19 protein-coding genes are annotated in these 25,949 nt (G+C 69.0%); 8 read left to right on the forward strand and 11 right to left on the reverse strand.

What is annotated here, in order from left to right:
* Positions 1 to 8: 8 nt before the first annotated feature.
* Complete coding sequence (locus OEL49_RS12270; protein ID WP_287874860.1) at positions 9 to 2,486, forward strand: DNA internalization-related competence protein ComEC/Rec2; 2,478 nt, start codon at positions 9 to 11, stop codon at positions 2,484 to 2,486.
* Positions 2,487 to 2,518: 32 nt separating this feature from the next.
* On the opposite strand, the gene OEL49_RS12275 is transcribed toward OEL49_RS12270, so the two are convergent.
* The 3 genes from OEL49_RS12275 to OEL49_RS12285 form a co-directional block, all read right to left on the reverse strand.
* On the reverse strand, positions 2,519 to 4,540 hold the full coding sequence (locus OEL49_RS12275; RefSeq protein WP_014237872.1) for a methyl-accepting chemotaxis protein: 2,022 nt from the start codon (positions 4,538 to 4,540) through the stop codon (positions 2,519 to 2,521).
* A gap of 101 nt (positions 4,541 to 4,641) precedes the next feature.
* Positions 4,642 to 5,343: a lipoprotein-releasing ABC transporter ATP-binding protein LolD gene (lolD, locus tag OEL49_RS12280; protein ID WP_043798326.1), complete on the reverse strand. Its 702-nt coding sequence runs from the start codon at positions 5,341 to 5,343 to the stop codon at positions 4,642 to 4,644.
* A gap of 40 nt (positions 5,344 to 5,383) precedes the next feature.
* Positions 5,384 to 6,625, reverse strand: a complete 1,242-nt coding sequence (locus tag OEL49_RS12285; RefSeq protein WP_287874890.1) for a lipoprotein-releasing ABC transporter permease subunit — start codon at positions 6,623 to 6,625, stop codon at positions 5,384 to 5,386.
* A gap of 234 nt (positions 6,626 to 6,859) precedes the next feature.
* Between OEL49_RS12285 and OEL49_RS12290 the strand changes: the two genes are divergently transcribed.
* Both OEL49_RS12290 and recJ read left to right on the forward strand, forming a co-directional pair.
* Positions 6,860 to 7,933 carry a hypothetical protein gene (locus tag OEL49_RS12290; protein ID WP_287874863.1) on the forward strand — a complete coding sequence of 358 codons (1,074 nt, stop codon included), beginning with the start codon at positions 6,860 to 6,862 and terminating at the stop codon, positions 7,931 to 7,933.
* A 36-nt stretch (positions 7,934 to 7,969) separates the two neighbouring features.
* A complete protein-coding gene (recJ, locus tag OEL49_RS12295) occupies positions 7,970 to 9,667 on the forward strand; it encodes a single-stranded-DNA-specific exonuclease RecJ (RefSeq protein ID WP_014237876.1) in 1,698 nt (565 codons plus the stop codon).
* A gap of 125 nt (positions 9,668 to 9,792) precedes the next feature.
* On the opposite strand, the gene OEL49_RS12300 is transcribed toward recJ, so the two are convergent.
* Entirely contained in the window at positions 9,793 to 10,689 is an 897-nt protein-coding gene (locus OEL49_RS12300) for a DMT family transporter (protein ID WP_014237877.1), read from the reverse strand.
* A 130-nt stretch (positions 10,690 to 10,819) separates the two neighbouring features.
* On the opposite strand from OEL49_RS12300, the gene prfB reads away from it, so the two are divergent.
* Both prfB and lysS read left to right on the forward strand, forming a co-directional pair.
* Positions 10,820 to 11,924, forward strand: a protein-coding gene (gene prfB / locus OEL49_RS12305; RefSeq protein ID WP_014237878.1) for a peptide chain release factor 2 whose coding sequence is annotated in 2 segments (ribosomal slippage) — positions 10,820 to 10,900 and positions 10,902 to 11,924 — 1,104 coding nt in all. Because the reading frame shifts where the segments join, the coding sequence is not laid out codon by codon here.
* A gap of 26 nt (positions 11,925 to 11,950) precedes the next feature.
* On the forward strand, positions 11,951 to 13,453 hold the full coding sequence (lysS, locus tag OEL49_RS12310) for a lysine--tRNA ligase (RefSeq protein ID WP_152089066.1): 1,503 nt from the start codon (positions 11,951 to 11,953) through the stop codon (positions 13,451 to 13,453).
* 123 nt (positions 13,454 to 13,576) lie between these two features.
* Here lysS and OEL49_RS12315 read toward each other — a convergent pair whose 3' ends face one another.
* Genes OEL49_RS12315 through OEL49_RS12325 form a run of 3 tightly spaced genes read right to left on the reverse strand, consistent with a single transcriptional unit; the run spans position 13,577 to position 18,754 of the window.
* Positions 13,577 to 16,372, reverse strand: coding sequence for a response regulator (locus OEL49_RS12315; RefSeq protein WP_287874868.1), 2,796 nt, complete (start codon positions 16,370 to 16,372; stop codon positions 13,577 to 13,579).
* Positions 16,369 to 16,899, reverse strand: coding sequence for a YfiR family protein (locus OEL49_RS12320; protein ID WP_287874870.1), 531 nt, complete (start codon positions 16,897 to 16,899; stop codon positions 16,369 to 16,371). Before OEL49_RS12320 ends, OEL49_RS12315 begins: the two co-directional genes overlap by 4 nt.
* 1 nt (position 16,900) lies before the next feature.
* Complete coding sequence (locus OEL49_RS12325) at positions 16,901 to 18,754, reverse strand: TonB-dependent receptor plug domain-containing protein (RefSeq protein ID WP_287874872.1); 1,854 nt, start codon at positions 18,752 to 18,754, stop codon at positions 16,901 to 16,903.
* A gap of 371 nt (positions 18,755 to 19,125) precedes the next feature.
* Between OEL49_RS12325 and OEL49_RS12330 the strand changes: the two genes are divergently transcribed.
* Both OEL49_RS12330 and mnmC read left to right on the forward strand, forming a co-directional pair.
* Positions 19,126 to 19,824 (forward strand): glycine zipper 2TM domain-containing protein, encoded by a 699-nt coding sequence (locus OEL49_RS12330; RefSeq protein WP_287874875.1) that lies wholly within the window; start codon positions 19,126 to 19,128, stop codon positions 19,822 to 19,824.
* 46 nt (positions 19,825 to 19,870) lie between these two features.
* Entirely contained in the window at positions 19,871 to 21,838 is a 1,968-nt protein-coding gene (gene mnmC, locus OEL49_RS12335) for a bifunctional tRNA (5-methylaminomethyl-2-thiouridine)(34)-methyltransferase MnmD/FAD-dependent 5-carboxymethylaminomethyl-2-thiouridine(34) oxidoreductase MnmC (protein ID WP_287874877.1), read from the forward strand.
* Here the strand turns inward: mnmC and OEL49_RS12340 are convergent.
* The gene (locus tag OEL49_RS12340) at positions 21,822 to 22,772 is read right to left on the reverse strand and encodes a LysR family transcriptional regulator (protein ID WP_130459273.1); all 951 of its coding nucleotides are present in this window, start codon (positions 22,770 to 22,772) and stop codon (positions 21,822 to 21,824) included. The genes mnmC and OEL49_RS12340 overlap by 17 nt on opposite strands.
* Before the next feature lie 120 nt (positions 22,773 to 22,892).
* On the opposite strand from OEL49_RS12340, the gene OEL49_RS12345 reads away from it, so the two are divergent.
* A complete protein-coding gene (locus OEL49_RS12345; RefSeq protein WP_130458640.1) occupies positions 22,893 to 23,819 on the forward strand; it encodes a sodium-dependent bicarbonate transport family permease in 927 nt (308 codons plus the stop codon).
* A 69-nt stretch (positions 23,820 to 23,888) separates the two neighbouring features.
* On the opposite strand, the gene OEL49_RS12350 is transcribed toward OEL49_RS12345, so the two are convergent.
* From OEL49_RS12350 to OEL49_RS12360, 3 genes are all read right to left on the reverse strand, one after another.
* The gene (locus OEL49_RS12350; RefSeq protein WP_287874880.1) at positions 23,889 to 24,779 is read right to left on the reverse strand and encodes an FHA domain-containing protein; all 891 of its coding nucleotides are present in this window, start codon (positions 24,777 to 24,779) and stop codon (positions 23,889 to 23,891) included.
* Between the two features lie 176 nt (positions 24,780 to 24,955).
* The gene (locus tag OEL49_RS12355; protein ID WP_014237888.1) at positions 24,956 to 25,444 is read right to left on the reverse strand and encodes an FKBP-type peptidyl-prolyl cis-trans isomerase; all 489 of its coding nucleotides are present in this window, start codon (positions 25,442 to 25,444) and stop codon (positions 24,956 to 24,958) included.
* A 10-nt stretch (positions 25,445 to 25,454) separates the two neighbouring features.
* Positions 25,455 to 25,919, reverse strand: a complete 465-nt coding sequence (locus tag OEL49_RS12360) for a peroxiredoxin (protein WP_014237889.1) — start codon at positions 25,917 to 25,919, stop codon at positions 25,455 to 25,457.
* Positions 25,920 to 25,949: the final 30 nt, after the last annotated feature.

Consider the following 25,949-nt stretch of genomic DNA (forward strand, 5'->3'; position numbering starts at 1 on the left):
CTATCGCCATGAACTGGCCCCTCTATTCCTTCGCCCTGGGCATCGTCCTGCTGCAACAGCAGCCGGCCCTGCCGCCCTGGCCCTGGCTGCCCCTGGGGGCGGCGGCAACCCTCGGGCTGCTGGCACTGGGGCGGCGGCCCGGCGCCCTGCCCCGCCTGGGAACAATCCTGCTGGCCGCGGCCCTGGGTTTCCTGTGGGCCGGCTGGCGGGCCGAGACCCGCCTTGCCGAACGGCTGGCGCCGGCCCTGGAAGGACTGGACCTGCAGCTGCAGGGCCGCATCGCCGCCCTGCCCCAGGACTTTGGCCGGGGCCAGCGCTTCGAGTTCGCCGTGGCGCCCGGGGCCGGAGTGAGCCTGCCGCCGACCCTCCTGCTCTCCTGGTACGACCGGCCGGAAACGCCCCGGCCGCGCCTGGAGCCGGGCCAGAAATGGCAGCTGACGGTGCGCCTGAAGCGCCCCCACGGCCACGCCAACGGCGCCGGTTTCGACTACGAGGCCTGGCTCCTGGAACGGGGCATCGGCGCCACCGGCTATGTGCGCGAAGCTGGGGACAACCGCCTGCTGGGCCGCAGCGACGGCTTCTTCAGCCGCATCGAACGGCTGCGCCAGGCGGTGCGGGAGGACTTCCAGGCCCGCCTGCCGGAGGCCGACTATCCCTACGCCGGCATCCTCACCGCCCTGGCGGTGGGGGACCAGAAGGCCATTCCCGGCGACCAGTGGAAGGTCTTCGCCGGCACCGGCACCACCCACCTGATGAGCATTTCCGGGCTCCACGTGACCATGATGGCGGCCCTTGCCGCCGCCCTGGCCGGGGCCCTGTGGCGCCGCTCGCCAACCCTCATGGCGCGCTGGCCGGCCCAGCGGGCGGCGCTCCTGGCCGGCTGGCTGGCGGCGGCCGGTTACACGCTGCTGGCCGGTGCCGGGGTGCCGGCCCTGCGCACCCTGGCCATGCTCGGCGCCGCCGCCCTGGCCCTGGCCAGCGGCCGCCGGGTGGCGCCCGGCAACGTCCTCGCCTTCGCCCTGCTGGCGGTGCTGCTGCCGGACCCCTGGGCCGTCCTGGCGCCGGGCTTCTGGCTGTCCTTCGTCGCCGTCGGCGCCCTGCTGCTGGCCGCCCGCCCCCTGGCGGAGGAGCCGCCGCGCCAGTCCTGGCGCCGCCTGGGGCGGCACCTGGGACACTGGAGCCTGACCCAGTGGGTCGCCACCCTGGGCACCCTGCCCCTGCTGCTGCTCTTCTTCCAGCAGTTCTCCCTGGTCTCGCCCCTGGCCAACGCTCTCGCCATTCCCCTGGTCAGCCTGGCGGTGACGCCCCTGGCCCTGGCGGCGGCCCTGCTGCCCCTGCCCGGGCTGGCCGCCGCTGCCCACGCCCTGCTGCACGGACTGATGCTCTGCCTGCAGTGGCTGGCAGCCCTGCCCGGGGCCCTGTGGACGCCGCCGGCGCCCACCCTGCCGGCCCTGTTCCTGGCCGCCCTCGGCTGCGTCTGTGTGCTCCTGCCCCGGGGCTTTCCCGGCCGCTGGCTGGGGCTGCTGATGCTGCTGCCCCTGCTGACCACGCCCCAGCCCCGGCCGCCGCCGGGCCAGGCCTGGGTCACCCTGCTCGACGTGGGCCAGGGGCTGGCAGTGGCGGTGCGCACGCAAAAGCACACCCTCCTTTACGACGCCGGGCCTTACTACAGCCCGGAATCGGATGCGGGGGAGCGGCTGGTGCTGCCCTGGCTGCGGTCCGTCGGCGTGGATCGCCTCGACACCCTGGTGGTGACCCACCGGGACTGGGACCACTCGGGCGGCGCCCGCTCGGTGCTGGAAAGCCTGCCGGTGGCGCTGCTGCTCGATTCCCTGCCCCCGGCATCCCCCGAGGCCCGGGACCTGCAGCCCCTGGCCCAGGAACGGCGGGCCTGCGCCGAGGGGCAAGGCTGGGAATGGGACGGGGTGCGCTTCTCCATGCTGCATCCGCCGGCAGGCAGGGTGGATGCGCCCCAGGGCAGGAGCAACCACCAGAGCTGCGTCCTGCTGGTGCAAGCGGCGGGGCAACGGCTGCTGCTCACTGCCGACATCGAGGCCGCCGACGAAGCCTGGCTGCTGGCCCGTCACCGGACGGAGCTGGCCAGCCAGGTGCTGCTGGTGCCCCACCACGGCAGCCGCAGTTCATCCACGGCACCCTTCGTCGCCGCCGTCGGCGCCCGGGAGGTGCTGTACCCGGTGGGCTACCGCAACCGCTTCGGCCATCCCCGGCCGGAGGTCGTGGAACGCTATGCCGCCAGCGGCGCCCGGGCCTGGCGCACGGACCGGGACGGGGCCATCGGCCTGGTCCTGGGCGCAGCCACGGCCAGCGGCAAGCCGGAACTCTGGGCCGAACGGCAGCGCCGGCCCCGCTACTGGTACGACCGCTACGCCTGGAAGGAGAGCGGCCAGGGTGGGCCGGACGAAGAAGAAAACGGTAACGACGGCAAGGCCCCGGCACCAACGACAACGGCCCCGCAGGGCCGTTGAAGAAGGCGGGCCGGCAGGCCGACGGGGTAGGATCAGCCGGCCTGGAAGCGGGCCGCCTCGGTCTGCAGGGCCTCGGCCAGTTGCTCCAGCTGGCCGGCGGTGTTGGCGTTTTCGCTGACGGCGGCGCTGTTCTCCTCCGCCATCTGGGCGATGCGCTCCACGTTCTTGGCGATCTCGGTGCTGGCGGCGCTCTGTTCCCGCAGGGAGGAGGAAATGTCGCTCACCATGTCCACCACCTGCTGGGCCCCGGCCTGGATCTGGCCCATGGCGTCGCCGGCCTCCCGGGCCAGTTCGACGCCCTGGGAAACCCGCTCGACACCGTGCTTCATGCTGACCACGGCCTCCTGGGTGCCGCCCTGGATGGCGGCCACCATGTCGGTGATCTCCTGGGTGGAATGGGCGGTGCGTTCGGCCAGCTTGCGCACCTCGTCGGCCACCACGGCGAAGCCCCGACCCGCCTCGCCGGCCCGGGCCGCCTCGATGGCGGCATTGAGGGCCAGCAGGTTGGTCTGGTCGGCGATTTCCTTGATGACGCCGACGATGGTGGAAATCTTCTCCGAATGCTGGCCCAGGTCCTCCACGATGCCGGCGGACTGGTTCACGGCGCTGGCGATCTGCTCGATCTCCTGCACCACGTTGCCGACGATCTGGGCGCCCCGGGCCGACAGGTCGCCGGACTGGGACGAAAGGGCGTGGGCGTCCTGGGCATTCTTGCTGATGTGATCCACGCCCACGGTCATCTGCTCGATGGCAGCCGCCATGGAGGAGGCAGCCTCGCTCTGCTGCTGGGTGGACAGGGTGATCTGTTCGCTGGCGTCGGCCATGCTGCGGGCCGAGGCGGAGAGCTGGTTCACGCTCTGCTGCACGCTGGTGGTGAGGCTGGCGAAGGCGCCGGCCACCTCGTTGAAGCTGCCGGCCACCTGCTGCAGTTCATCCTTGGACTGGAGCTGGATGCGGGCCGTCAGGTCGCCCTGGGCGATGCGGTGGGCGCTGGCGGAAAAGCCGGTGATGCAGGAAACGATGGCCAGGTAGGCGCCGGCGGAAAGGTAGATGAAGACCAGCACCATCACCAGGGACAGGCCCAGGTTGAGCAGCAGGCCTCGTTCGGCCTTGGCCTTGCGCTCGCCGATGAGCTGCTTGGCGGTGGGCAGCAGGGTGTCGTAGAGCTGGGCGTAGCCCTTGTCGATGACGGCGGTGGACTGCTTGAAGAAGTCGCCGGAATCGGTGACGAACATGCCGGCGATGATGTCCTGGTTCACGATATTCACCAGGCCGCTCACCGCCTCGTTGAGATCCTTGGAGGAAGTGCCCAGGGTGTCGCGGATGGCCGGGTTGTGGCGGGCCGTCTTCTGCAGGTTCACATTGAGGGCGGCCAGGGTGTCGGAAACCTGGGCCATGAGGATGCCGATATCGACCCGCTGGTGATCGTTGATGCTCTTCTTGGCCAGGATGCCGGTGCCCTTGGCCCGGGTCTGGCCGAGACGCTCCAGCATGGAGGGCAGCTTGACCACGGCGGTTTCCAGCAGATAGTAGGAATCCATGTTGGGGTCGATGGTGAGGCCGCTCTCGTCGGCCACGTCCACCTTCAGCTGCAGGATGGCGGCGATCAGCCGGGTGTGGGCCGCAAAGCTCTCCGTGGCGGTCCAGGAAAGGCCGTCGGCGGCAATCAGGTTCCACTCCTCGTTGATCTTCTTCCACTCTTCGGAGGCGGCAACGGAGGCCGGCAGGATCGGACCCAGGCCCTGCAGGGCGGTCTTCACTTCGCCGGTCTTGGCCTCCCTCTTGGGCAGCAGGCTGGCGTCGCCATTGATGACGCCGGCGGAAAGGCCGCGGTGCTGCTGGGTGAACTGCACCAGGCGGTCCATGGGCACGATCACCTCCAGGGCCGCCAGTTCGTCGTTGGCCAGGTGGATCTGGCTCTGCAACTGACGCGACAGATTGACGAAGAGCACGGCGATGGCGATCAGGGCCACCAGGCCGATGAGGGCGAATTTCTTCGGATAGGTCAGCCGATGCATCAAGGCAATGGCCGGTGCAAACAGGATTTGCATCATTTTTTTAGGCTCCAGGTTGAACAGCGTCTTGCGGTCTGCGCCGCCTTTCTCCCTCGGGTCTTTTTTTAGTATTTGCTACGGGCAATGCCAAAACAGGTCGCTTACCAGGGCTCCTCCAGGAACATGCCGTCGGCCAGGTGCACCGTGCGGTCGGCCCGGGCCGCCAGGGCCGGATCGTGGGTGACGATGACGAAGGCGGTGCCCTGCTCCCGGCTCACTTCCAGCATCAGGTCGAACACCTGCTCCGCCGTATGACGGTCCAGGTTGCCCGTCGGTTCATCGGCCAGCACGCAGGCCGGGCGGGTCACCAGGGCCCGGGCGATGGCCGCCCGCTGCCGCTCGCCGCCGGACAGTTCCGACGGCAGGTGGTGCAGGCGATGGCCCAGCCCGACTTTCTGCAGCATGGCCTCGGCCTGGCTTTCCGCCTCGGCCCGGGGCAGGCGGCGGATGAGCAGGGGCATGGCCACGTTCTCCAGGGCCGTGAATTCCGCCAGCAGGTGGTGGAACTGGTACACGAAGCCCAGGTAGCGGTTGCGCCACTCGCCCCGGGCCGCCTCGGACAGGCTGAAGGGATCGGCGCCCTTGAGCCGCACCGTGCCGGCGGTGGGCCGGTCCAGCCCGCCCAGGAGGTGCAGCAGGGTGCTCTTGCCCGAGCCGGAGGAACCCACCACCGCCAGGCGCTCACCGGGCTGCAGGGAAAGGTCGATGCGGGTCAGCACCGGCACTTCCAGGTCGCCCTGGCGATAGACCTTGGACAGGCCCTGGCAGGCCAGCACGGCCGTATCGCTGGCCCTATTCTCCATCGCACTTTCCGCTACTGCTGCCGCACTTGCCATCGCTGCCTCATTCATAACGCAGGGCCTCCGCCGGATTGACGCGGGAAGCGCGCCAGCTCGGGTAGAGGGTTGCCGCCAGGGCCAGCACGAAGGCGATGGCGGTGATACCGGTGACGTCGCCCCACTGCAGTTCCGACGGCAGCTGGGAGATGTAATACACATCCTTGGCCAGGAACTGGGTGCCCAGCACCCGCTCGATGAAGGGCACCACCACGTCGATGTTCAGGGCCAGGGCGACGCCGCCGACCACCCCCAGGCCCAGGCCGATGACGCCGATGAGGGCGCCCTGGACCACGAAGACCGCCATGATGCTGCGGGGGCTGGCCCCCAGGGTGCGCAGGATGGCGATGTCCGCCTGCTTGTCGGTGACGGCCATGACCAGGGTGGAAACGATGTTGAATGCTGCCACGGCCACGATCAGGGAAAGAATGATGAACATCATGTTTTTCTCGATTTGCACGGCGCGGAAGAAGTTGGCGTGGCTGCGGGTCCAGTCGGAGATGTAGGCGTCCTCCTGGATCAGGGGCACCAGTTCCCGGGCCACCCGGGGGGCGCGGAACAGGTCGTCCAGCTTCAGGCGCACGCCGGAGACGCCGTCGCCCAGGCGGTACAGCAGCTGGGCGTCGCTCATATCGATGAGAGCCAGGCCCGAGTCGTATTCATACATGCCGGCCTCAAAGATGCCGACCACGGTGAAGGAGCGCAGCCGCGGCACCACCCCGGCCGGGGTCACGGTGCCCTGGGGCGCGATCAGGGTCACCTTGTCCTCCAGGGTGACGCCCATGGCATTGGCCAGGTCGCTGCCGAGGACGATGCCGAAACCGCCGGGCTGCAGGTTCTCCAGCTTGCCCGCCTTCATGAAGCGGCCAAAGTCCGCCACCTTGTCCTCCAGCTCGGGGATGATGCCCCGCACCAGGGTGCCGCGCACCGTCTCGTCCCGGGAGAGCATGGCCTGGGCCTGGACGAAGGGCGCCGCCGCCTTCACTTCCGGATGCTGCAGGGTCTGCCGCCCCACCTCCAGCCAGTTGTGCAGCTCGCCGTTGATGGCGGTGACCTGGATGTGGGAAGCCACCCCCAGGATGCGGGTGCGCAGCTCCTTCTGGAAGCCGTTCATCACCGACAGCACCACGATCAGGGCCGCCACGCCGAGGGCGATGCCGGCCATGGAAATAAGGGAAATGAAGGAGATGAAATGGTTGCGGCGCTTGGCCCGGGTATAACGCAGGCCGACCAGGAGTTCGTAGGGCAGTTTCATGCCGAGGGGAGGCCCGCAGGAACGGGCTGAAAAGCAAAGGCGCTATGCTACACTTTTGCCCGCTTTTGGCCACTTGCGGCAATACACAGCGGGCTGGCGCCGACGGCGCCGGACCCGGCTCAAAGGCTGGCCGCAGCTCCCGGAGCAGCACCAAATGTCGCCTCGGTCGGCCCCGCCGCATTCTCCTTGTTTTCCCCCATATTCTTCTTTTCCAGCCAGGCTTTGCCCATGCGCCTCACCCTCCTCGTTCCCGAACTGCTGTGGCCCGAACCGGAAGACGATCTGGCCTGGCAGGCCCTGGATTGCCCGGCCCTGGCCACCCTGCTGCAACGGAGCGAACTGCAGCGCCGCCCGGCCCTGGCCGCCGAGGCCCAGGCGGCCCGCTGGCTGGGCCCGACGCCGCAACCCCTGGGCGCCCTGCGCCTGCTGGGAGAGGACGGTGCCGCCCTGGCGCCGGACGCAGGCATCTGGCTCTGTGCCGACCCCATCCACCTGCGCCTGCACCAGGAAGAGATCATCGTCGCCGACAGCCGGGAACTGGACCTGCAAGCCGCCGAAGTCGAAACCCTGGCCGCCAGCCTCAACGCCCACTATGCGGGCGAGGCCAGCTTCCACCCGGTGACGGCCAGCCGCTGGTATGTGCGCCTGGAGACGCCCTGGGCGGCCGAACTGCCCGGGGACGCCCTGCCGCCCCTTTCCGCCGCCGCCGGCCGCCGCCTCAACCTGCCGACCCCGGCGGACCTGCCGTCGCGCCGCCTGCTGGCCCTGATGAATGAAATCCAGATGCTGCTGCACAGCCACCCGGTGAACGAAGCCCGGGGCGAGCGGGGCCTGCCCGCCGTGAACGGCCTCTGGCTGTGGGGCGCCGGCAGCCTGGGGCCGGCGGCAGCGGCCCCGGAGGCAGGCGCCATCTGGAGCAACCAGCCCCTGCCCCGGGGACTGGCCCGGGCCGCCGGTCTGCAGCACCATCCCCTGCCCGCCTCCGCCCACTCCCTGTTGCAGGCCGGGCCGGCTGAAGAACGCCATCTGGTGTGCCTCGACGACCTGCTGCAGGCTGCCCAGGACCAGGATGCCCAGGCCTGGCGCGACGCCCTGGCGGACCTGGAAAACCGCTGGTTCGCTCCCCTCAAGACGGCCCTGGCCAAGGGGCGCCTCAGCCAGCTGGAAGTGGTGGCCGGCACCAGCTACGGCGACCTGACCTGGCAGGCGAGCCCGCGCCAGATCAAGGGCGGCCTCTTTTCCTTTTTCGCCGGCAAGCCCGAAGCCCTGCAGCAGCTGGCCCGCCGCCTGGCCGCCGCCTAGGCCCCGACCGCCCCCAATTTCCCCAAAGTCACCGTCATGACCCAGCTCATCGCCCGCCCCGTCCCGCCCCGCCCCCAGTGGCAACTGGAGCAGGAAGGCCTGCACCCGCTCCTGGCCCGCATCTACGCCGCCCGGGGCATCAAGCACAAGGCCGAACTGGATTACGACCTGAAAAGCCTGATTCCCCCGAGCCAGCTCACCGGCACCGAAGAGGCCGCCATCCTCCTGGCCGATGCCATCGAGGCCGAGGCCCGCATCCTCGTCGTCGGCGACTACGACTGCGACGGCGCCACCGCCACCGCCGTGGCCGTGCGCGCCCTGCGCCTCCTGGGCGGCACGGTGGACTACCTGGTGCCCGACCGCTTCGTCCACGGCTATGGCCTTTCGCCCCAGATCGTCGAGCTGGCGGCAGAGCGCCAGCCGGACCTGCTGGTCACCGTGGACAACGGCATCGCCAGCATCGAAGGGGTGGAAGCGGCGCGCCAGCTGGGCATCGCCACCCTCATCACCGACCACCACCTGCCGGCCGAGACCCTGCCGGAGGCGGACTGCATCGTCAATCCCAACCAGCCCGGCTGCACCTTCCCCAGCAAGGCCCTGGCGGGAGTCGGCGTCATGTTCTACGTGGCCCTGGCCCTGCGCGCCGAGATGCGCCGCCGCGGCGCCTTCGGCCCGGAGCGCCCGGAGCCCAACTTCTCCTGCCTGCTGGACCTGGTGGCCCTGGGCACGGTGGCCGACGTGGTCAAGCTGGACCACAACAACCGCATCCTGGTGGCCCAGGGCCTGAAGCGCATGCGCGAAGGCAAGCTGACGCCGGGCATCCGCGCCCTCTTCCGTGCCGCCGGACGCAATCTGCAGACCGCCTCCGCCTTCGACCTGGGCTTCACCGTCGGCCCCCGCCTCAACGCCGCCGGCCGCCTCTCGGACATGAGTCTGGGTATCGAATGCCTCATCACCGACGACGAGGCCCGGGCCGCCAACATCGCCCAGCAGCTGGACCAGCTCAACCGGGAACGGCGCGAGATCGAGGCCGGCATGCAGGAACAGGCCCTCATCCACCTGGAAAACTTCGACCTGGAAGCCAGCGGCGCCGGCGTCGCCCTCTTCGACCCGGACTGGCACCAGGGGGTGGTCGGCATCCTGGCCTCCCGCATCAAGGAAAAGCTGCACCGCCCGGTGTTCGCCTTCGCCCGGGGCGACGACGGCCAGATCAAGGGTTCCGGCCGCTCCATTCCCGGCCTGCACCTGCGGGATGCCCTGGATCTCGTCTCCAAGCGGGCCCCCGGCATCCTGCTGCGCTTCGGCGGCCACGCCATGGCCGCCGGCGCCACCCTGATGGAAGAACGCTTCGAGGAATTCAAGAGCCTCTTCGCCCAGGTGGCCGACGAACTGCTCAACCCGGCGGACCTGACCCGCACCCTGGAGACGGACGGCGCCCTGGAGGCCGGCTACATCTCCCTGCAGGTGGCGGAAATGCTGGCCGGCGAAGTGTGGGGCCAGGGCTTCCCGGCGCCGTTGTTCGAGGACGTGTTCGAGGTGGAAAGCCAGCGGGTGCTGAAGGACAAGCACCTCAAGCTGCGCCTGAAGAAGGAGCGGTCGGTGCTGGAGGCGATCCAGTTCAACGCCACGGAAAATCCCGGCCCCCGGGCCCGCCTGGCCTACCGCCTGACCATCAACGACTACAACGGGGTGCAGACGCCCCAGCTGGTGGTGGAGCACTGCGCCCCGGCCTGAGGAGCAGAAGGGACGGGCCTTCCCAGGCAACCTGCCGGGAAAGTCGCGTGAATGCTGGCTCCCAGGGCAGGTGATTTCCAGCCTTCGCCCCGGGCCGCGACGCCCGCCCGGGCGCCAAACGCGGTCTAGCTGCGCTTCACGGACACCGCGCCCACCGCCGCCAGGATCAGCAGGGCCGCCACCCCTTCCCGCCAGCCGGGCTGCTCCCCCAGGATCAGGGCTCCGCCGAGGACGCCGATGAGGGGCGTCACCAGGGAGGACAGGGAGGACACCGCCACCGGCACCATCAGCACGATGCGGTTCCAGGCCCAGTAGCAGAACATGAAGGCGACGAAGACGTTGTAGGAGACGCCGAAGGCCGGCCAGAACGAGGGCCAGGCCAGGCGCGAGGTTTCCAGGGGAAGCGCCACCGCCAGCATGGGCAGGCCGCCCAGGACCATCATCCAGCCCGTCAGGGCGGTGGTGGACAGCCCCACCGGCAGACGCTTCAGCAGCACCACCCCGAGGGCCCAGCTCCACGCCGCGCCGACCATGCAGGCCACCCCCACCGGCGCCCGCAGCATGCCTTCCAGGCTGTCGCCCATGAGCACCCCGACCCCGGCCAGGCCCAGCAGCAGGGCCACGATGCGGCCCGCCGTCAGCCGCTCGCCGAGAAGCCACACCGACAGCAGCACGCTCCACAGGGGCATGGTGTAGCCCAAGAGGGCAGCCCGTCCCGAGGGCAGCAGGCCGACGCCGTAGATGGCGAGGACATTCCAGCCGACGATGTTGGTCAGGGTCACCAGGGCCAGGCGGCCCCAGCGGCTGCGGGGTACCCGGATGCTGCCGCCGCCGGCCCGGGCGATGGCCAGGATGCCGAGGCCGCCCAGCAGCAGGCAGCTGCCGCGGAAATAGAGGGGCGGCACTTCGGACAGCACCACTTTCATCACCGGCCAGTTGAAGCCCCAGCCCAGGGCCAGGGCGGCCAGCAGCAGGAGCCCCTGGCGGGGCAGACGTTCGAAACTGGAGGTGGGGAGGGACACCGGCGGCAACCCGGAAGAAAAGGGGCTACGGAGTTTACTCCTTTGCCCGCCTTCCTTGCATCGTCGCGGCCACCGGGAGCCCGGTGCAAAGTGTATAATTGCCGGTTTTCCCAGCAGAACAGCCAAGAACATGGAAGCGGAACAGCTCAACGCCATCGCCAACAAGCTTGCCGACCTGGAATCCCGGTCGGCGGAACTTCGGAGGTATCTTTGACTACGACACCAAGGAAGTCCGTCTAGTCGAAGTCTCCCGGGAACTGGAAAGTCCCGACGTCTGGGACGACGCCAAGCGCGCCCAGGACCTGGGCCGGGAAAAGAAGGCCCTGGAAGGCGTGGTGGTGACCCTGCAGGAAGTGGCCCAGGGTCTGGCCGACGGCAAGGAGCTGTTCGAGATCGCCCGTGAAGAAGGCGACTTCGACACCGTGGCCGCCGTGGCGGCCGACAACGAGGCCATCGAGGCCAAGGTGGCGGCCCTGGAATTCCGCCGCATGTTCAACAATCCCCAGGACCCGAATCCCTGCTTCCTGGAAATCCAGGCCGGCGCCGGCGGTACCGAGGCCCAGGACTGGGCTTCCATGCTGCTGCGCATGTACCTGCGCTACACCGAGCGCAAGGGTTTCGACGTGCAGGTGCTGGAAGAATCCGAAGGCGACGTGGCCGGCATCAAGAGCGCCACCCTGCGCATCGCCGGCGACTACGCCTACGGCATGCTGCGCACCGAGACCGGCATCCACCGCCTGGTGCGCAAGAGCCCCTTCGACTCCAACGCCCGCCGCCACACCTCCTTCACTTCCGTGTTCGTCTATCCGGAAGTGGACGACTCCATCGAGATCGACATCAACCCGGCGGACGTGCGCACCGATACCTACCGCGCCTCCGGCGCCGGCGGTCAGCACATCAACAAGACCGACTCCGCCGTGCGTCTGACCCACGTGCCCACCGGCATCGTGGTGCAGTGCCAGAACGACCGTTCCCAGCATCGCAACCGGGACGAAGCCTGGCAGATGCTGCGGGCCCGCCTCTACGAATTCGAACTGCGCAAGCAGCAGGCCGAGCAGCAGAAGCTGGAAGACGCCAAGTCCGACATCGGCTGGGGCCACCAGATCCGCTCCTACGTGCTGGACCAGTCCCGCATCAAGGACCTGCGCACCAACTTCGAAACGGGTAACACCCAGGCCGTACTCGACGGCGACCTCGACGACTTCATCCAGGCCAGCCTCAAGCAAGGCGTGTAAGCGAATAAAACATCAGGCAGACGACCATGACCGAACAGACCGCACAACCCCAGGACGAGAATCAGCTCATCGCCGAGCGCCGGGCCAAGCTGGCCAAGTGGCGCGAGAGCGGCAAGGCCTACCCCAACGACTTCCGCCGCGAGAACACCGCCGGCCGCCTCGACGAGCTGTACAGCGAGAAAACCGCCGAGGAACTGGAAGCGGCCCCCATCAGCGTCAAGGTCGCCGGCCGCATCATGCTGCGCCGCCTCATGGGCAAGGCCAGCTTCGCCACCATCCAGGACGTTTCCGGCCGCATCCAGCTCTACGTCAAGGTGGACCTGGTGGGCGCCGAAGCCTATGACGACTTCAAGCACTGGGACATCGGCGACATCGTCGGTGCCGAAGGCACCCTGTTCAAGACCCGCACCGGCGAACTGACCATCCAGGTCTCCGAGATCCGCCTGCTGTCCAAGGCCCTGCGCCCCCTGCCGGAGAAGTTCCACGGTCTGACCGACATGGAACAGCGCCACCGCCAGCGCTATCTCGACCTGATCATGAACGAGTCCTCCCGGTTCACCTTCGTGGCCCGCAGCCGGATGATCCAGTCCATCCGCAACTACATGATCAGCCACCACTTCCTGGAAGTGGAAACGCCCATGATGCACCCCATCCCCGGCGGTGCCTCGGCCAAGCCCTTCATCACCCACCACAACGCCCTGGACATGGAACTGTTCCTGCGCATCGCGCCGGAGCTGTACCTGAAGCGCCTGGTGGTGGGCGGCTTCGAGAAGGTCTTCGAAGTTAACCGCAACTTCCGCAACGAAGGCCTCTCCACCCGCCACAACCCCGAATTCACCATGATGGAGTTCTACGAGGCCTATGCCGACTACAAGCTCCTCATGGACTTCACCGAAGGCCTGCTGCGCCACGCCGCCCGCGACGCCCTGGGCACCGAGGTGTTCCAGTACCAGGGCCGGGAGCTGGACCTGTCCAAGCCCTTCGCCCGCCTGACCATGGTCCAGGCCGTGCGTGCCCAGTGCCCCGGCTACTCCGAAGCCGAACTGAATGACGCCGAGTGGCTGAAGAAGAAGCTGGGCGAGATGAAGGTCGCGGTGAAGCCCGGCATGGGCCTGGGCGCCCTGCAGCTGCTGATGTTCGAGGAAGTGGCGGAAAGCCAGTTGTGGGACCCCACCTTCATCATCGACTACCCGGTGGAAGTCTCCCCCCTGGCCCGGGCCTCCGACAGCAACCCGGAAATCACCGAGCGCTTCGAGCTGTTCATCGTCGGCCGGGAAATCGCCAACGGCTTCTCCGAGCTGAACGATCCGGAAGACCAGGCCGCCCGCTTCCTGGAGCAGGCCAAGGCCAAGGATGCCGGCGACGAGGAAGCCATGTTCTACGACGCCGACTACATCAAGGCCCTGGAATTCGGCCTGCCCCCCACCGGCGGCTGCGGCATCGGCATCGACCGCCTGGTCATGCTGCTCACCGACACCGCCAACATCCGGGACGTCATCCTCTTCCCCCAGATGCGCAAGGAAGACTGAACGCCGAACCCTATCGACTCCGCCCGGAGTCGATAAAAAAGGCGCGGTGGCCGCAAGGCCCCGCGCCTTTTTTCTTGCCTGCCGCCGCAGCCCGGATGCCGGCCCGGCAGGCGCTCCACCGCCCTAGTGGCCGCCCTGCTCCATGTAGCGTTCCAGGGCGCTGCGGGTATCGGCCAGGAGTTGGGGCAGGCTCTCGCCCAGGCGCCGCACTTCGGCCGCCTGCCCTTCCCGGGCAGCCGCCTCGACCCGGGCCGCCAGTTCGGACAGGGGCCGGGCACCGATGCTGGCAGCGGCGGACTTGAGGCTGTGGGCCGCCTCCCGGGCCGCTGCCAGGTCGTCCTGGGCCATGTTCTGCAGGGCCTGGCTGGCCTGGGCAAGGAAGGTGGAAACGAAGCGGGCCAGGAAGATGCTGCGCACCTCCCCCGCCTCTTCCTGGCGCGCGGCAATGGCGTCCAGCACAGCCGCGTCCAGCAGGGCTCCCGCCTCCCGCTCCGGCCGGGCCTGGACCCGCACCTGGGCGCCGCCTTCCGGCGGTCCCAGCCAGTCGGTGAGCAGGGCCACCAGGGCCAGCTCGTCGAAGGGTTTGGGCAGGAAGCCGTTCATGCCGGCGGCCAGGCAGCGCTGCCGGTCCTCGGCGAAGGAATTGGCGGTGAGGGCGATGATGGCGGTGGGCAGCCGACCCGCCTGGATCTCCCGCTGGCGCAGCTCCCGGGAGGCGGTGAGGCCGTCCATGACCGGCATCTGGCAATCCATGAGGATCAGGTCGAAATCCCGCTCGGCCCATTTTTCAAGGGCCTCCCGGCCGTGGTTGGCCACCTCCACCTGGCAGCCGAAGACCTGCAGCAGGCCCCGGGTCACCTCCTGGTTGGTCAGGTTGTCCTCCACCAGCAGCACCTTGCCGTGGAAGCGGGGCCGGTTCGGCACCGCAGCAGCCGCCGGGCGCCAGGCGGCCCCCTGCCAGCCGGCAGCCGGCGGCAGCTCGGCACCCCGGGGCGCCACCATGAAGGCCTGGCCGATGCTGCGCACGAATTCCTTGCGCGACACCGGCTTCGACAGGCGCTGGGCAAAGACCTGGGCCAGTTCCCCTTCCAGGGTGCTGGCGCCGAAGTCGGAGAGGGCGATCCACACGCCGCCGCAGCGGCGGTGCCAGTCCTGCCAGGTGGCCTCGGGCAGTTGCAGGTAGCACAGGTCGGCCAGCACCGCCTGGGCCGCGCCCTCGCCCAGGAGCCGCTCCGCCTCGGCGGCATTGCCGGCCAGGCGGCAGTCCAGGCCCAGGCTCTGGGCGTAGTCCTGCAGGATCAGGGCCAGGGTGGGCTGGGGTTCCAGCAGCACCAGGCGGAAGCCCGGATAGTGGATGCCGGTGGGGTTGTCCCGCACCACATGGAAAGGCAGCTCGAAACTGAATTCGCAGCCCTCGCCGGGACGGCTGGAGACGGTCAGGTCCCTGGCCCCCATCAGACGCACCAGCTCCCGGCTGATGGCCAGGCCCAGGCCCGTGCCTTCGGCCCGCCGGCTGGCGGCTTCCTCGATCTCGGCCGGCGTCTGGGAGGCGGCGCTGGTCTGGGAGTAGGCCTGGAACAGCTTGCCCTGCTCCGATTCGGGAATGCCGGGCCCGGTGTCGCGCACGGTGAAGCGCAGCAGGATCACGTCGCCCCGCTCCCGGCTGTCGCCGGCGGCCCCCGGACTGCGCTCCACCCGCAGACAGACTTCGCCCTGCTCGGTGAATTTAACCGCATTGCCGAGCAGGTTGAAGAGCACCTGCTTGAGCCGGTTGGGGTCCCCCGCCAGGGTCACGGGCAGTTCGCCCTTGAGATGCACCGCCAGCTCCAGGCCCTTTTCCCGGGCATTGGGCGCCAGCAGCAGGGCGGCGCTCTCCACGGTGTCGGCCAGGTCGAAGGGCACCGCATCCACGGTCAGCTTGCCGGCCTCGATCTTGGAAAAGTCGAGCACATCGTTGAGCACGTTGAGCAGGGTTTCACCGGAACGCAGGGCGGCCTCGGTCATGCGCCGCTGGTCGCCGGAGAGGGCCGTGGTCTGCAACAGGCGGATCATGCCCAGCACGCCGTTAAGGGGGGTGCGGATCTCGTGGCTCATGGTGGCGAGGAAGCGGCTCTTGACCCGGCTTGCCTCCTCCGCCGCATCCCGGGAATGGGTCAGTTCCTCGGTGCGGGAGGCCACCATTTCCTCCAGGGATTCCCGGTAGCGGGCCAGGCGTTCGTCCCGCTGCTCGATCTCCGCCAGCATGGCATTGAAACTGTCGATGAGGCGGCCCACCTCGTCCTCGCTGCCGCTCTCCTCCCGCTCCACCCGCAGGGAAAAGCGCTTGTGCCGGGTGATGTCCCGGGTGGCCTGCTCCAGGCGCACCACCGGGGCGGCGATGATGTGCTGCAGGCGGCGTGCCGCCAGCACCGCGGCGAGCATGGAAAGCACCGTCACCAGCAGCCAGATGAGGGCGCCCCGGCCCACCGCATCCCAATAGCCGTCGCGGCTGGCCAGCAGCTCGATGTGGCCGACCACGCCGCTGCGGAAGACGATTTCCCGGCTCTCCCGGATGCGGTTCCAGGAGGCCGGCAGCCAGGCCAGGCGCTCCTGCTGCAGCGGGTTGCCGCGCAGGTAGCGGGCGAAGAGCTGGCCCTGGGCATCGCTCACCAGCACCTCGATCACCGCCGGGTCGGCGGAAAGGGCCCGCAGGGTATCCTGGGCCGCCTTGCCGTCGTTGAAGACCAGGGGCGCCTCCAGGTTGCGGGCGGTGACGTCGAGCAGGGCCTGCAGGTTTTCCCGGTTGAACTGCTCCACCTCGCGCAGGCCGTGGATCAGGGTCAGGCTGGCATAGACCAGCAGGGCCGAGGCGGCCACCAGCATGAGGACAAGGCGCAGCTTTTCGCCGATGGGCAGGGAGCGGAATCTACGGCGCATCATCGTGGCCTTCCGTAAATGGTGCGGGCCAGGCGCAGGAGATGGGCGCTGAGCCGGATGTTGGCGCGGCGCAGGGCCGCAAGATTGACGTCGAAGGCGACCTGGGTGCCTTCCCGGGCCAGGCCCACCATGCAGCCCTGGCTGACCAGGTCCTCGCCTTCGCACACCGTCAGCACCGGCGCCGTCGCCAGGGCCTGGGTCCACTCCAGGTCCCAGTCCCCCTGGCTGCGCCCGGGGGCGTCGCCGAGGAACAGCACCTGGCAGTCCCGGGCCTCGGCCGGGCGGCTGCGGGGAGAGACGCCGATGCGCCGCCCGAGCAGGGTCTGGCTGTCCAGGGCGAGCAGGGAATCGACCACCGCCCCCCGGCCGGCGACGCAGATCAGGGTGTGTTTGACCGACCAGTTGCCCTCGCCCCACTCCGCGTAGTTGGCCAGATTGGCCACCAGGGCCGCCTTCACCGCCGCCTCCGAGGGCGGGTTGGCCAGCGCCCACAGGGGCCAGCAGCAGAGCAGCAGCAGGCAACGCCTCACGTCAGAAGCCCCAGCTCAGCACGACGCTGAGTTCCCGGCGCAACACGGTTTCCTGGAAGAAGGGCTGGTCGCCGAATTCCCGGTGCTTGGGCCCCAGGAGATTGCGTCCGATCAGGGAGACTTCGCTGCGCCGGTCCAGGCGCCGGGTCCAGCGCAGGTCGAAGGTGCCGTAGCCGGCGACGCCGCGCTGGTCCATGGGGCCGACGCCGCGCCAGGTCAGGTCCAGGCGCTGGTTGCGGGACAGGTCCCAGAGGGAGCGGATGAACAGCTGCTCCCGGGGAAAGCCGCCCTGGAAGGAGATCAGGGCCGGGCCGGCGGGCCGGCTGCTGTAGTCCAGGGCCTCCCGGTACAGGGTGAAGCCGCCGCGCAGCTGCCAGTGGGCCGCCGCCTGCCAGTCCAGCGCCCATTCCAGGCCCCGGGTGCGGCCCTGGGCGTTGTTGAAGTACATCATGGAACTGGCGCCATCGAACTCGATGGTCTGCAGGTCCTTGTAATGGTTCTGATAGACCGACACATCGCTGCTCAGGTTCGGCGTCAGCTGGGCCCGCCAGCCGGCCTCCAGGCTGCGCAGCCGCTCCGGGCGGAAGGCCGGATTGCCGACGGCCGGCAAAGGCCCGACTCCGGGGCCGTTGAAGCGGATGGCCGTATCCACCTGGTTGGGGGAACGCACCGCCCGGGCCGTGCCGGCCCACAGGGTGTGGCCGGCGGCGGCGTTCCACACCGCCCGCAGGTTGGGCTGCCATTCGCTGCCGTGGTCGGGAACCCGCTCCAGCTTGGCCCCGGCGATGATCTGCAGGGTTTCCGGGATGACGCTCCACTCGTCCTGGACAAACAGGTTGGTGACGGTGCGCTGGGAACTGACCGGGCTGAAGGAGAGCTTGGCCGAACTCACCGAGTCGAAACGGTACTGGCGCCAGCCGCCGCCCCACACCAGCCGGTGGGCCGGGTTCAGGTTGACCGTGTGCTGCAGATCCACGTCCGCCACGGTCTCTTCCAGCACCGCGCCGGAAGAGGGCTCCCGGCGCCAGGAGTGGTCCACATAGGACTGCACCTGCAACTGGGAGCCATCGCCCAGGCGGCGGCTGAGACGGCCCAGCAGGTGCTGGCCGGAAATGTCGTTGGCCGTGGACAGGGGATAGGGAGCACCGCCGCTATGTCCCTGGTAGGCCTCGCCGTTGACCATCCAGGTGTCGCTGCCGGCGGCGCTGTCGGCGCGGAAGCCGATGCGGTCGGCGCGCCAGGTGTCGCCGGCACCGCTGCCGGTGAGGGACTGGTGGTCGTCCCGGCTGCGGCTGCGGGCGTAGAGGCGCCAGGCACCGCCCTCCTCCGTGGTGCTGCCCCAGCGCACGTTGGCCATGCCCTTTTCCACGTTACCCACCGCCAGGGTCGCCTGGCCGCCCTGGGTCTCGTGGGCGGAGCGGGTGACGATGTTGATCACCCCATTGACCGCGTTGGCGCCCCACAGGGCGGCCCCCGGCCCCCGCACCACCTCGATGCGGGCGATGTCGTCGAGGGCGATGTCGTAGGCGTCCCAGAAAACGCCGGAATAGATGGAGTTGTAGATGCTGCGGCCGTCGATCAGCACCAGCAGCTTGCCGCCGAAAAAGCCGTTGAAGCCCCGGGCGGAGACGCCCCACTTGTTGCCGTCGATCTGGGCCACGTGCAGGCCTGGCACGGTGCGCAGCAGGTCCGGCAGGGTGGTGGCGCCGAGGCGCTGGATGTCCTCCCGCCGCAGCACGGTGGTGGCAGCCGGCGCCTGGGCCAGTTCGGAAGGGTGCTTGAGCACGGAACTGACTTCCGTGCGCAGCAGCTCTTCGATGGAAAGGGTGGACAGGCTGGCCAGCTCGGCCGCCACGGGCTCATCCCCGGCCGCACGGGCCGGTTCCTGGAGCAAACAGGCGGCGCTGCACGAAGCCAGCGCCAGCAGCGCAGAAAGACGCGCCTTGAAAGGCATGCACACCACCCCTGAACGTTTCTTGTTGTTCGATGCTCTATGGCAAGGAGCCCCCGGCCCCTTTTTATGAAGGGTGGATTTTATCGGCTTGAAGCCCCCAGGGAAAGCGAATCGATTGTATCTACGCCGAAAAACCGGCCTTGGGGCACACCGCCTTCCCCTTGCGGCAAGAAGCATTAACAAAGGTAACAATCTGTTTCCCCGGTCGGCCAAAGGCCGGACAAGGCGTTCTAATAGCCATGGAATCCCTCATTCGCCCCCGGAGCAACGCCATGGAAGTCAAAGCCCTCCACCCCCTGATCAAGATCGCCGCCGTTTCCGTCACCGCCCTCAGCCTGGCCGGTGTCGGCGTCCTCACCGGCATCCTGCCGGCCCCAGGCCAAAACAAGCCGGCGGAAACGCCCAGTGCCACCATGGCCGCCGCAGAACCTGCCCCGGCAACGATCGCAGCCCCGGCCGCCACCACGCCCCCGGCTGAAGCCGCCCCCCCGGCAGCCGCCAGGACGGCGCCGCCGGTGGCCGCCAGCAAGCCCAAGGAAAGCGCCAAGCGGGCCAAACCCGTGACCAAGGAACAGCCGGCAGCGGCCACCGTGGCCCAAGGCGAAGCCGTGCCGGCCAAGGCTGCGGCACCTGTATGCAAGGACTGCGGCGTCATCGAAAGCATCATGGAAGTGAAGAAGCCCGGTGAAGGCACGGGCCTGGGCGCCGTCGCCGGCGGCGTCCTCGGCGGTCTCCTGGGCAACCAGGTAGGGGGCGGCAAGGGCCGCACCGCCATGGCCGTCCTCGGTGCCGCCGGTGGCGCCTACGCCGGGCACCAGGTGGAAAAGAACGCCCGCAGCAACATGGAGTACCAGATCACGGTGCGCTTCGACGACGGCACCACCCAGCGCTTCACCGAAACCAATCCCCCGGCCTGGCGCCAGGGCGACCGGGTCAAGGTCAGCGACGGCATCCTGCGCAGCGCCGACTGAAGCCCGGGCTTAACGGCCCCATGGGGGCGTGCGACAATCCGCCCCCATGAGCACGCCCGCCTCCCCTGCCCCCCATTCAGTCGCCGACGCCAATCCCGACGCCTACCGGCCCCTCGTTCCCGCCCGCCTCTGCCGCAACGACGCCGGCGTGCCCTACTCGCCGGACTACGACGACATCTACCACACCGCCGCCGGGGCCCTGGGCCAGGCCCGCCACGTCTTCCTCGCCGGCAACGGCCTGCCCCGGCGCTGGCAGCAGCTGGAAAGCTTCACCATCGTCGAGACCGGCTTCGGCATCGGTCTCAATTTCCTCGCCACCTGGGCCGCCTGGCGGGACGATCCGGCCGCCTGCCGGCGCCTGCATTTCGTCTCCCTGGAAAAGCATCCCTTCAGCGCCGCCGACCTGGGCGAACTGCACGCCGCCCATCCCGAGCTGGCAGACCTGGCGGCCGAACTGCGGGCCCAATGGCCCCTGCTTACCCCCGGCGTGCACCGCCTGCATTTCGCCGGCGGCCGGGTCAGCCTGACCCTTTTCTTCGGCGACGCCCAGAGCCTGCTGCCCCAGTTGCGGCTGGCCGCCGACGCCTTCTACCTGGACGGTTTCGCCCCGGCCAAGAATCCGGACCTGTGGTCCCCCTTTGTCTTCCGCGGCCTGGCCCGCTGCGCCGCCGCCGGCGCCACCCTGGCCACCTGGTCGGTGGCCGCCGGGGTGCGCGAAGGCTTGCAGGCCGTCGGTTTCGTCAGCGACAAGGCCCCCGGTTTCGGCGGCAAGCGGGACATGCTGCAGGGCCAGTACCGGGGTCCGGGCGTGCGTCGGACGGTGATGCCGGGCAAGCGCATCCTGGTCATCGGCGGCGGTTTCGCCGGCACCTCCACGGCCCACCGCCTGGCGGAGCGGGGCTACCAGGTGACCCTGCTGGATCAGGCCGAGGGCCCCGGCTGCGGCGCCTCCGGCAACCGGGTCGGGGTCCTGCGCCCCCTGCCCAGCCTGGACGACAACCGCCTCTCCCGCCTTACCCGCAGCGCCTTCCTGTACACCCGCCGCCACCTGCTGGCCCTCTCCGCCGCCGGCCTGCCGGTGCGCTGGGGCGCCAGCGGCGTCCTGCACCTGGCCCGGGACAAGACCCACGAAGCCACCCAGCGCCAGGTGGCCGAAACCTTCGCCGCCCCCGAGCTGTTCCGTTACGTGGACGCGGCCGAGGCCTCCCGCCTCATCGGCTGGCCGGTATCGGTGGGCGGCTGGCATTTCCCCGGCGGCGGCTGGGGCATGCCCCCCAGCCTGTGCCAGGCCAACCTGCAGGCCCATCCGGCCATCGAGCAACGCTACGGCCAGCGGGTGGAAAAACTGCAGGCCGGCGCCGACGGCTGGGCCGCCTACGCCGCCGACGGCACCCTGCTGGCTGAGGCCGACCAGGTGGTGCTGGCCAATGCCGCCGACGCCAGGCGCCTGGGGGGCTGCGACTGGCTGCCCCTGCGCAGCGCCCGGGGCCAGGCCACCCTGGTGCCGGAGACGGCCACGCCGCCCCTCGACATGGTGGTGTGCCGCCTTGGCTACGTGACGCCGGCCCTGGACGGCCTGCGGGTCTGCGGCGCCTCCTTCCTGGCCGGGGATGAAGACCCCCAGCCGCGCCTGGAAGAGCAGCAGGACAACCTGGCCAAGCTCAATTTCATCCTGCCCGGCTTCGCCAAGGACCTGGCAGCGGCAGACCTGGGCAGCCGGGTGGGCTTCCGCCCCATTTCCCCGGACCGCCTGCCCATGCTGGGCCCCCTGCCGGAAAACACCGCTCCGGCAACCGGCGCCCGCCTGCAGACCCTGCCGCGCCGCCCCGGCCTGTGGCTGGCCAGCGGCTTCGGCGCCCGGGGCTTCGTCTGGTCCGCCTGGGCCGGCGAATTCCTGGCCAGCCAGATAGCTGGCGATCCCCTGCCCCTGGAAGGGGATCTGGCGGACGCCCTGGACCCGGCCCGCTTCCTGCTCAAGCCGGTGAAGGCCGCACGCTTCAACGACCGGGAATAGCCCCTGCCACCGCCAGGGCCAGACGCTGGCCCGCCTCGGCCTCCAGCCGGGGAGCCCGTTCCTGCAGATAGTCCAGGAAGGCCTGGGCCAAGGGCGTCAGGCGCTTGCCTGCCGGCGCCACCACCTGCCAGCGGGCCGGAATGGGCGTGCCCCGCACCGGCAGCACGGCGATCCCCAGTTCTTCCGGATGGGGCCCCAGGGCGTGGGCCGACAGCACGGACAGGCCCAGCCCCCCCGCCACCGCCTGACGCACCGCCTCGTTGCTGCCCAGCTCCAGCCGGGGGCGCAGTTGCACGCCCCGGGCGGCAAAGAACTCCTCGGCCGCCAGCCGGGTGCCGCTGCCCGGTTCCCGCAGCACGAATTCCGCATCGGCCAGGGCCCCTGCTGCCACCTGCTTGCGCTTGGCCAGGGGATGGTCGGCCGCCGCCACCACCACCAGCGGATTGGTCAGGAAGGGAACGGCGCTCACCGGCGTCTCCGCCGGCGGCTTGGTCATGATGTACAGGTCATCCTGGTTCTCCAGCAGCCGGCCGACCACCGCCTGCCGGTTCAGGACCACCAGGGACACTTCCACCGCCGGCCGGACCTTGCGGAATTCCCCCAGCAGGCGGGGAATGAAGGCTTCGGCGGTACTGACCACTGCCAGCCGCAGCCGCCCCCCCTGGTCGCCCCGCAGCACGGCCAGCTCGTTTTCCAGCTGCCCCAGCTCCTCCGCCACCCGGGCGGCGGCCGCCGCCACCAGGCGCCCCGCTTCCGTCAGGTGCAGGCGGCGTCCCACCCGCTCGTGCAGGGGGAGGCCGACCTGCTCGGCCAGCTGCTTGAGCTGGGCCGAGAGGGTGGGCTGGGTCAGGTGCAGGCGCTCCGCCGCCCGGGAAACGCTCCCTTCCTGGGCAGTGGCCAGCAGCAGGCGCAGTTGATGGAGGGTCAGGTGCAGGGAACCGCCAAGCCGATACATATATTGATCTTTATCTATGCAATATTTAGAAATATATGATTTTTACAAATACATGAAAAGACTCAGAATGCGCCACACCAAAACAAACGGAGTCTGTTCGTGCTTGATGCCGTCCCCTTTTTCTTCGCCCTCGGCGCTGTCGCCAGCCTGGCCCGCAGCGAGCTGAAGCTGCCGACTGCGGTTTTCGAGGCCCTCTCCATCTACCTGCTGCTGGCCATCGGCCTCAAGGGCGGCAGCGAAATCGCCCATAGCAGCGACCCGGCCCTGCTGACCCATGCCGCCCTGGCCATCGGCCTGGGAGCCCTCATCCCCCTCTTCGCCTTCCCCCTCTTCCGCCTGCGCTTCAACCGCTTCGATGCGGCCTCCCTGGCCGCCCATTACGGCTCCATCAGCGTCGTCACCTTTGCCGTCGGCACCACCGTACTGGCCAGCCGTGGGGTGGCCTACGAAGGCCATCTGGCCCTGCTGGCCGCCCTCATGGAGGCGCCCGCCATCCTGGTGGCCACCGTGCTGGCCCGGCTTGGCGGCGAAGAGCGCCCAGACTGGCGCAAGCTGATCCATGAAGTCTTTGCCAACAAGAGCGTGCTGCTGCTCCTGGGCGGCATCCTCATCGGCTGGGCGGCCGGCCCCCACGGCACCGAGCCCCTGAAGCCCCTCTTCACCGACCTCTTCAAGGGCGCCCTGTGCCTGTTCCTCCTGGAAATGGGGCTGGTGGCGGCTTCCCGCCTGGGGGACCTGCGCAAGGCCGGGTTCTTCCTGGTGGCCTGCGGCATCGCCCTGCCCCTGGGCAACGCCGCCCTGGGCTGGCTGGCCGCCAGCTGGATGGGGCTGTCCGTGGGCGGGACCGTGCTGCTCATGACCCTGGCGGCCTCCGCCTCCTACATCGCCGCACCGACGGCCATGCGCCTGGCGGTGCCGGAAGCCAACCCGGCCCTGGGTATCGCGGCGGCCCTGGCCCTCACCTTCCCCTTCAACGTGCTCTTCGGCATTCCCCTTTACCTGTGGGTGGCCCAGCAGCTGGCCTGAAATCCGGCCTTCCGCCCGCCAAAAAAAACGGCAGCCCTGGGGCTGCCGTTTTTTTTCATGAAGCCGGGATCAGCGGTAGAAGACCTGGAAGCGCACCTTGCCCTGGTCCCCCAGGATCACCACATCCCCGTCCTGCAGGGTCACCTCGCCCACGCGCTGGGCCATGTTGCCGTTGTGGAAGGTGCCGTTGGTGGACTGGTTGTCGCGCAGCAGCAGCTTGCCGCCGATGGGGCCGACCCAGGCGTGGCGGTTGGAAACGTGGGGATCGCCGATGACCACGCTGGCCTCCACCGAGCGCCCCAGCATGAGGCCCTGGCCCACGGGGAATTCCTGGCCCTGCAGGGGGCCGGCAATGCAGCGCAGGCAGGCCACCGGCTCCGGCCGGGAAACCAGGGTGGCATCGCTGCCCGGCATTGCCTCGGCAACGGCAGCAGGAGCGGCAGGTGCCGGTGCCACCGGCGGCAGGGTGGCCACCGGCGACGGCACGGCAGGCTCGACGCGGCAAGCCCCAGGCTGGGACGCCTCGCCGGCAAGCAGGCGGCGGTAGGTGGACACCTTGTTCCAGTGGATGATCCAGCACACCAGGCTGACCAGGCCGAACAGCAGGCCGAGGAAGGGAATGGGCGAAAGCAGGCCGAAGATGCAGCTGATGAGGCCCACGGTCAGGCCGCCGTCGCCGAAGGCCTGGGTCTGCCGCGCCTCGCCCTCCCGCTTGAGGGCGCTGGAGAGGATCACCACCGCGGCCAGCCAGACGATGAAGCCGATGGCGGGAATCAGGGTCAGCCACACCAGGGCCGAGGGAATGGCCGGGCGGAATTCGGGACGGGTGGCATCCAGGCAGCGCTGCAGGTTGAGCAGATAGAAGACCATGGCGACGATGACGCCGATGGCGAGCAGCAGGACCAGACCGACAACGATGAAGCCCAATCCCATCATGGCATTGGCTGCGGAATCGTGCATGGAGTTCTCCCTGAAACGGCCCGTGGCCCGGGCCTGTCAATGATTTGAGTGCAACGCGGCAACTGGCTCGGGACTATAGACCAGGCCCCGGAGCTAAGCAAACGGCATGACCGGCGTCCCATGAAAAAAGGCCCTGCAGCAGCAGGGCCCTTTCACGGCACGGAAGCGGGACGGGATTACTCGTCGTCGCACTCGCCGTCGTCGTGCACGTGACCGTGTTCCAGCTCGGTGGCGCTGGCGGGGCGCACGGCGGTGACGGTGCAGGTGAACACCAGGGCGGTACCGGCCAGGGGATGGTTGCCGTCCAGGACCACCTTGCCGTCGGCGATGTCGGTGACGCGGTAGAGGATGAAGTCATCGTCGTCGCTGCCTTCGGGGGCACCTTCGAACTGCATGCCCACTTCCAGGGTCTCGGGGAAATTCTCCCGGGGCTCCATCTGCACCAGTTCGGAATCGTATTCGCCGAAAGCGTCGTCCGGCTGCAGCTTGACCTTGACGGTTTCGCCCACGCTCTTGCCCTGCAGGGCCTCTTCGATCTTGGGGAAGATATCGTCGTAACCACCGTGGATGTAGACCAGCGGATCCTTGCCCGCATCCACCAGGACGCCGTCCGGATCGGTGACGTTGTAGTCCAAGGTGACGACGGTATTCTTAGCTACTTGCATGGGGAATTTCCTAAAGTTCCTTGGCCAGGCGCAGCATTTCCAGCGCATGGCCCTTGGCGTTGACGCCGTAGAAGGCGTGGCGAACAAGGCCCTGTTTGTCGATGACGAAGGTGGAGCGGAGGATGCCGTGCTTCTTCACGCCGTCCACTTCCTTCGCCTGCCACACCCCGTAACGACGGCAGACCTGGCCCTCCTCGTCCGACAACAGGCGCACGGAAATGCCGTGCTTGTCGCGGAACGCGGCGTGACGCAGACAGTCGTCCCGGCTGATGCCGAGCAGGGTGCAGTCCCGGCGCTCGAACTCATCCTCATGATCGGAAAAGTCCGTGGCCTCCAGGGTGCAGCCCGGGGTGTCGTCTCTGGGGTAGAAGAAGAGAATGATGTGGCGCTTGCCCTTGTATGCCGCAAGCTCCACCAGCTCCATGTCTGCATCCGGAAGCGCAAACTCCGGCGCAGCCTGACCAGGTTTCAGCATTGCTGTCTCCTCAAAGACGCCTCAAGGACC

The organism is Azospira sp. (assembly GCF_030247495.1).
Taxonomy (GTDB): Bacteria; Pseudomonadota; Gammaproteobacteria; order Burkholderiales; family Rhodocyclaceae; genus Azospira; species Azospira oryzae.